This is a genomic window from Neisseria sp. HMSC03D10 (assembly GCF_001807625.1).
In the GTDB taxonomy this organism is placed as follows: domain Bacteria; phylum Pseudomonadota; class Gammaproteobacteria; order Burkholderiales; family Neisseriaceae; genus Neisseria; species Neisseria mucosa.
On the sequence record NZ_KV789583.1, the window covers coordinates 1 to 6,481 of the forward strand.

At 44.2% G+C, this 6,481-nt stretch carries 6 protein-coding genes; 5 read left to right on the plus strand and 1 reads right to left on the minus strand.

What is annotated here, in order from left to right; all coding sequences use genetic code 11:
• The first annotated feature begins 123 nt into the window (after positions 1–123).
• Genes csm6 through HMPREF3066_RS08960 form a run of 3 tightly spaced genes read left to right on the plus strand, consistent with a single transcriptional unit; the run spans position 124 to position 2,759 of the window.
• A complete protein-coding gene (csm6, locus tag HMPREF3066_RS08950; RefSeq protein WP_083286436.1) occupies positions 124–1,242 on the plus strand; it encodes a CRISPR-associated ring nuclease Csm6 in 1,119 nt (372 codons plus the stop codon).
• A 19-nt stretch (positions 1,243–1,261) separates the two neighbouring features.
• Positions 1,262–1,555, plus strand: coding sequence for a CRISPR-associated protein Csx16 (csx16, locus tag HMPREF3066_RS08955; RefSeq protein ID WP_070442292.1), 294 nt, complete (start codon positions 1,262–1,264; stop codon positions 1,553–1,555).
• A gap of 34 nt (positions 1,556–1,589) precedes the next feature.
• Entirely contained in the window at positions 1,590–2,759 is a 1,170-nt protein-coding gene (locus HMPREF3066_RS08960) for a Card1-like endonuclease domain-containing protein (protein WP_019269779.1), read from the plus strand.
• A 189-nt stretch (positions 2,760–2,948) separates the two neighbouring features.
• Here the strand turns inward: HMPREF3066_RS08960 and HMPREF3066_RS08965 are convergent, their stop codons facing one another.
• Complete coding sequence (locus HMPREF3066_RS08965; RefSeq protein WP_141743209.1) at positions 2,949–4,376, minus strand: acyl-CoA dehydrogenase family protein; 1,428 nt, start codon at positions 4,374–4,376, stop codon at positions 2,949–2,951.
• 187 nt (positions 4,377–4,563) lie between these two features.
• On the opposite strand from HMPREF3066_RS08965, the gene HMPREF3066_RS08970 reads away from it, so the two are divergent.
• The gene (locus HMPREF3066_RS08970) at positions 4,564–5,256 is read left to right on the plus strand and encodes a VIT1/CCC1 transporter family protein (RefSeq protein ID WP_070442295.1); all 693 of its coding nucleotides are present in this window, start codon (positions 4,564–4,566) and stop codon (positions 5,254–5,256) included.
• 138 nt (positions 5,257–5,394) lie between these two features.
• Positions 5,395–6,477, plus strand: coding sequence for a tetratricopeptide repeat protein (locus HMPREF3066_RS08975; protein ID WP_210385712.1), 1,083 nt, complete (start codon positions 5,395–5,397; stop codon positions 6,475–6,477).
• The last annotated feature ends 4 nt before the right edge of the window (positions 6,478–6,481 follow it).

Genomic DNA, 6,481 nt, shown 5'->3' on the forward strand with positions numbered 1-6,481 from the left:
GGGGATTTTGGGGAATTTTGCAAAGGTCTCCTGTCGTTTGTGTTGTAAATTTATGGGCCAGGCTAATTTCCATAGGGCAGAATATGATTTATTTTGTGTGTATGATTATTCGTTATTTGGGGTATGAAATTGGATAGAAAGAAGATTTTGGTTGCCGTTACGGGAATGTCGCCACAAATTATCACGGAAACACTATTTGCGCTATATCGGCAGAAAAGCTGGATTCCTAATGAGGTTTGGGTGTTGACGACATCAATCGGCAAAAGGCAGATTGTTGATAATCTTTTGGGAAAACATGGTTTTTTCCATCGTTTGTGCGAGGAATATGCTCTGCCTGCCATTCGTTTTGATGAAGATACTGTTCAGGTCATTGCCGATAAATCAAATGTTCCTTTGGCAGATATTCGTACTCCTGAAGAGAATGATTGGGCCGCCGATCAAATCGTCCGGTTTATTTATCATTTATGCAGCCATGAAGAAACAGAATTGCATGTATCGATTGCAGGCGGTAGGAAATCAATGGGGTTTTATATTGGCTATGCGTTGTCTTTGTTTGGCAGAAGCCAAGACCATTTATCGCATGTTTTGGTAGAGGAAGCTTTCGAACAACATCCTGAGTTTTATTATCCGAATAAAGATGACCGGTTTCTAAATACGAAATTGGGAATGAGGAATGCTGCGGAAGCTAAAGTGATGTTGGCAGATATTCCGTTTGTACGGATGCGTGAAAATTTATCTGCGCCGCTGTTGAAAGATGATTGGAATTACTTGGAAGCGGTTGAGCTGACGCAACGCGATCTTTTGCAGTTTGATTTGGAAATTAATGTTGCGGAGCGCACTATTTGTTGCGGAGGTGCTGAATTTCAGCTGGCTCATCAAGATTTTGCTATTTATGCGGCTTTTGCTCATTTTAAAAAACATCAGCCAACCCGTTGTTTGCATTTAACGGGTCGGGCTAAACAAGATGATATGGATTTTGCGGAAGAGGTATTAAATTTTTTAGTGAAGGTAAAGCCGAAATTGCGTTCGGAATCCGCTGAAGCTAAAGCGGAAGTTGAACGGCAGTTAAAAAAATTTCAATCTGATAAAAGAATTGTCCAAGAAGTCAGTTCGCGTTTGAAAAAGAGGCTTGAAGACAAACTGCAAGGACGCGCAGCGTTGTTTTTTATTGAAAGTATAGGCGAATATAATCATAAGTCTTACCGGTTGGCGACGGATGAGAATCTGATTCGTTTTGTTTGAGTTAAGTTAAATATAAAATATGATTTATTTTGTATCACGCCATCAAGGGGCAGTCGAGTGGATTCAGCATCAAACTGAGTGGAAGGTTGATTGCTTCCTGCCGCATTTGGATACGGCAAAGGTAGAGGCCGGTGATGTGGTATTGGGAACGTTGCCTTTGCACTTGGCGGCAGAGGTATGTGTGAAGGGTGCGGCTTTTTATTTTCTGCAACTGCCGCAGAAATTACAGTTGCGGGGTTCGGAATATTCTGCCGATGAAATGAACAGAATGGGCGCATGTCTGCGTCGTTTTGATGTTCGGGCGTGGGATTGATTGTATATATGAAAAAATGAAAGGAATAATAAGGATGAAAAAGTTTGATGTACATGTATGCTTGGTATCGGATCAAGCGTTACCGAATTTTATTCCGGTTTTGGCGGAAGATTTTCGCCCTCAAGAGGTTATTTTATTGGCTACGGAACCAATGAAAAAAAAGGCGGAAACGTTAGCCGAAGTGATGAAAAACCGTTGCTGTGTCAAGGTTCAAATATTTGATTTGCATGATGAATATGATATCCAGAGTGTACGTGAAGAGATTTTCAACCTGCTCTTAAACATTGATAAACAAAAAGTAGCTTTGAATGTTACAGGCGGCACCAAATTAATGGCAATCGGGGCTTATGGCATGTTTCGTGATGAAGGTTATCCCGTATTTTATTTTACAGCTAAGGATAATCGGATTTTACTTTTAGAAAATAATGAGCAGTTTGTATTACAGCCTTCAAAAATAAAAATTGAGGATTATTTGCAGTTATACGGCTATCCTGTTCGCAAAGGTTATAAGATTAACCGTCAGGCTCAACGGAATCTGCCTGAGTTATGGGAAAAATTGGTAAAAGGAATCAATAATTTTGCAAAAGGTTTGACTGCATTGAATTATGTTATTTCCCATTCAAACGATTTAACAACAGACATGCCAAAAGTAGAAAATCAGCATCAACAAAATTTCAATTACTTATTACATCTTTTGGAAGATAATGAATTGCTATCCCAACAAAACGGCAAATTACATTTTCCAGATTTAGAGACTAAGAAGTATGTTGCTGGAGGTTGGTTTGAAGATTATGTATTTGATGTCATCCGCAAAATTCCAGGGGTTCAAGATGTTGCTTTAAATGTACAGATTGAAAATTCAGATGAAAATACTAATCAACATAATGAATTAGATGTAGTAGTGTTAGCTAATAATGTTTTGCATGTACTGGAATGTAAAACTGCTAATTTTTCAAGCAATAAAAAAGAAGCTGATAACGCCCTTTATAAACTGGAAACGCTAAAAAAATTAGGGGGACTGAAAACGCGGGCTGCTCTAATTTCTTACCGTGAAACTGGTGAACCTGGTGATATCAATCCAATACGAGACAGGGCTAAAGGCGCTCAGATTGAATTGATAGAACGCAAAGATTTACCAGGATTGCAGAAGCTATTGACCAATTGGGTGAAGAATGAAAATAGAATAGAAAAACTTGTTTTTTAAGCGGTTCAAAAGACTTTTTGAGCATGGAAGCCCGATGATTGCATACATCGGGCTGATTTTTTTTACAACGTTTTTCTGTTTCAACTAAAAGAATAGTTTAATAAATTACTCAATCGGAGTTGTTCTTGGGACTGTCCTCGTTATCTAGGGCAGTCCCTTTATTTAATTTCTTATGTTTTGTTGAAAATATCAACCACAATATCGGCAATCCAATATATCTTTGCGGATGTCGTTCAGCAGGAAAGCTGCGGTGTCTTCGTGTTCCGTCTGTACGAAAACGAAGAGTCGGGCGATGATTTTGCCGATAAAGACTTTTTGCAAGGCGCAGGCGTCGGTCAGGGTGCGTTCCTGCAGGAAGCTGCGGATGTCTTCGGGTAAAGTGTAGTCGCGCGCAACGGCGGCAAAGCGGGCGTCGGTTTGCAGACGATCGAGCAGGGTTTGGTTTTTGTCCAACTTAATGCCTGCTTCTTTTTCTTCGGCGGTGGCGCGGACGAACTGGTCGTAAATTTCGGCATAAAGCATATCGTTCGGACCTTCGAAGATAGTGAAGGGGCGGATGTCGATAGCGATATTGCTGGCGGTGTGTCCGCGTTCAAAACCCTTCGCACCTAAGAGTTTTTGCAACATTTGCGCGGCGGCGTAAGTGTATTCCGTGGCGAGGGTTTTGATGATGTTTGCCTCCATCAGTTGATGGGCGACGGGGGCAACGGGCGAAACGCAATGGCAGACGTAGTGGTAAAGAATCTCGGAAACCTGATGGCGGCGTTGGATTTCGCGGCGTTCGTAATCAACGAATTTGATGTCGTGGCGGACATATCGGTTCAGGTTGTCAAGGATATATTCCATGATGCCGTGCGTCATGCCGATCAGTTGCAGGCGGCTGCGGATAAAGATGTTTTGGAACGCGCGCAAACCGGCGGCGTCGCTCTGCGAGAGTTTCATGACGGCGGATGCGGGCATTTCGGCATCAATGCGGTTGACGGCGTAACGGACGGCGCGCAGACCTTCGGATGCGAGGGCTTCGTAGCGGATGTATTGTTTGGGAACGAGCAGCAGGTTGATGACTTTGGAGAGTTTACCGTTTTTGCGCTCTTTGGCGGCGACGAGGAGGAAGTCGCTCTGCGAGTTGCCCTGCCAATATTTCGCGGCGTTGACGTAAATCGTTTGTTCGTCGATGTATTCGTAGTAGGACTGCATTTCGCGGGCAATCGCCGCGCCGGAGGTTTCGGGTTCGGTAATACCCAAACCACCACCCTCGCCTTTGAAAACCATCTCCAAACCTTGCGCGACTTGCGCTTCGTCGCCAAACTCTTGCAGAGGCTGCAATACCAGCGCGCCTTCGATGCCGGTACGCAGGGTAACGGGTACGCCATAATGCCCCGCAATCCGCAGGACTTCTTGGATTTCAAACTGGCTGCCCTTGCGGCCGCCGTGTTTTTTGTCGAGGAAGGGCAACAGCAAACCCGCCTGCTTCAAGGCAAGCCATTTGTCTTCGGGCAGGTATTGCATGAGATTGAGGTCGTCTGAAAAAATGCGGCGGAATGCGGATTCGATATGCTTTAAAAAAGCAGCCGTGTCCATAGTTGACGGCTGCGCGCTTGATTCGGTGTGTGTCATCATGATTCTCGGTTAATCGGCAGTTATTAGAGTTTAGAGCTAAATTTCTAGGATTTATACCACAAACCCGTTTAAGCGACAATGATTATCAAGTGTGGACGGATTTTCAGCGTGCAAACACATGATTACGCCGCCCGATAAACAGATACGGTGCTACCATAGCGCAAAACACCGCCGGAACACTTCCATGTATTCACAACACAGCGAACGCCATTTCAGCAACCGCAACAACTGGCTGCGCGCAAGCGTATTGGGCGCGAACGACGGCCTAATTTCCACCGCTTCGCTGCTGACGGGCGTCGCGGCCGCCGCCCCCGATTTCCAAACCCTGCTGCTGACGGGCGTTTCCGCCCTGATCGGCGGCGCGGTTTCGATGGCGGCGGGGGAATACGTTTCCGTATCCAGCCAGTCTGACACGGAAAAAGCCGATTTGCACAAAGAACGCTACGAATTGGAAGCCAACCCCGATGCCGAGCTGGCAGAACTGACCGAAATCTACCGCCGCCGCGGTTTGTCCGACGCGCTTGCCACCGAAGTCGCACAGGCATTGATGGAACACGACGCGCTCTCCGCCCATGCCCGCGACGAAATCGGCATCACCGAAACCTCCGCCGCCAAGCCCATGCAGGCCGCGCTTGCCTCCGCCGGTTCGTTCTGCGCCGGCTCGATACTGCCGCTGCTGGTCGCGCTGACCGCCCCCGCCGCCCTGATCCCTACGCTGGCGGCAACCACTTTGTTCGGACTCGCCGCGCTGGGTTACGCCTCCGCCAAACTCGGCGGCGCACCCGTCACCCCCGCCGTCTTGCGCGTGTGCCTGTGGGGTGTGGCGGCGTTGGTGATAACCGGATTTATTGGAAAACTGGCAGGCGTGGCCGTCTGATTGTAAGGCCTTATACTCTTTTAAACCTGTATCCAGTAAAATTGAAAATTGAGCGGTTAGATTTCATGAGAATTTTGCAAAATAGAATAGAAATTTGACCGCTTGTGATCGTACTAGCTTCCGTCAACATAACCAATCATGACATACCCAATTGCTACGATAATTGCTTCAATAGCATTAAATTTATCGCTAAATCTTTCTGAAAATGTGAAAGTTTATTTAACAGAGCATAATCAAACGCCTATGTTTAAAACATTATTTAATTCATTGAGTGAAAAAGTGAATAAGCCTGAAAAGCTGTTATCTCTTGCGAATCAAGATTTCGAGCAAGGATTCGATTATCAATATGGGCTTTCAACTATCATGGATCGCCAAAAAGCGAATGCGCATTTTGAGCAAGCTGCACTTAAAGGCAATCTGGAGGCAAAATTTTTCCTTTCATTAAATTTCTTGCAACAAGGCCAGCGGGATAAGGCTCTTCAATATGCGCAAGAAGCAGTGGCTGAAGGGAGTGAAATTGCCAAATATGCTTTAGCAAATTGGTGGTTAGCTAAAAATGAGGCTAAATATCGCACGCTGAAACAAGAAGCATTAAAAGCCATGACAGAGGCACAAAATAAAGGCGATTTGCATTATGTAATATTCCTTGCCAATGAATATTATTACGGCTTAAATGGAATGCCTGTCGATTTAGATAAAGCGATTCATTACTATGAATTGGCGGCTCAGCAAGGTAATGCAGTCGCCTTAGAAGAATTAGGAAAAATTTATCTTGAAGAGTTGCATGATTTGGATAAGGCTGAAACCTATTTATTACAAGCAGCTGAGAAAAATAATGCCGAAGCACAATATCTACTAGGCGATGCCGTTTATACCGAAAAAGAAGATAAGAAAAACATACTTTATTGGGTAGAAAAGGCAGCGGAGAATCAGCATATTTCAGCTATACTTAAACTGGCAAACTATTATGTTGGAAAAAAAGAATATGACCAAGCGCTTTATTATGTGAAAAAAGGTGTTGCCTTAAATCATGAAGACGCTTTGATTGCGATGGCTGAATTCTATGAATATGGGCTCGGTATGCTACAAGATGATGAAAAAGCGTTAACTTATTATAAAAAATCGAATGAGATTTTGAAGGATAAATGGTTGATGGATAAAATTAAAATGTTGGAAGCAAAAATCAAAGATAAAAAATATAGTCAATTAAAATCAAAATAGGACA

Bases quoted from the DNA above. Each gene is read 5' to 3' on its own strand.
- csm6 (WP_083286436.1), top strand. From the start codon at position 124: ATGAAATTGGATAGAAAGAAGATTTTGGTTGCCGTTACGGGAATGTCG.
- csx16 (WP_070442292.1), top strand. From the start codon at position 1,262: ATGATTTATTTTGTATCACGCCATCAAGGGGCAGTCGAGTGGATTCAG.
- HMPREF3066_RS08960 (WP_019269779.1), top strand. From the start codon at position 1,590: ATGAAAAAGTTTGATGTACATGTATGCTTGGTATCGGATCAAGCGTTA.
- HMPREF3066_RS08965 (WP_141743209.1), bottom strand. From the start codon at position 4,376: ATGACACACACCGAATCAAGCGCGCAGCCGTCAACTATGGACACGGCT.
- HMPREF3066_RS08970 (WP_070442295.1), top strand. From the start codon at position 4,564: ATGTATTCACAACACAGCGAACGCCATTTCAGCAACCGCAACAACTGG.
- HMPREF3066_RS08975 (WP_210385712.1), top strand. From the start codon at position 5,395: ATGACATACCCAATTGCTACGATAATTGCTTCAATAGCATTAAATTTA.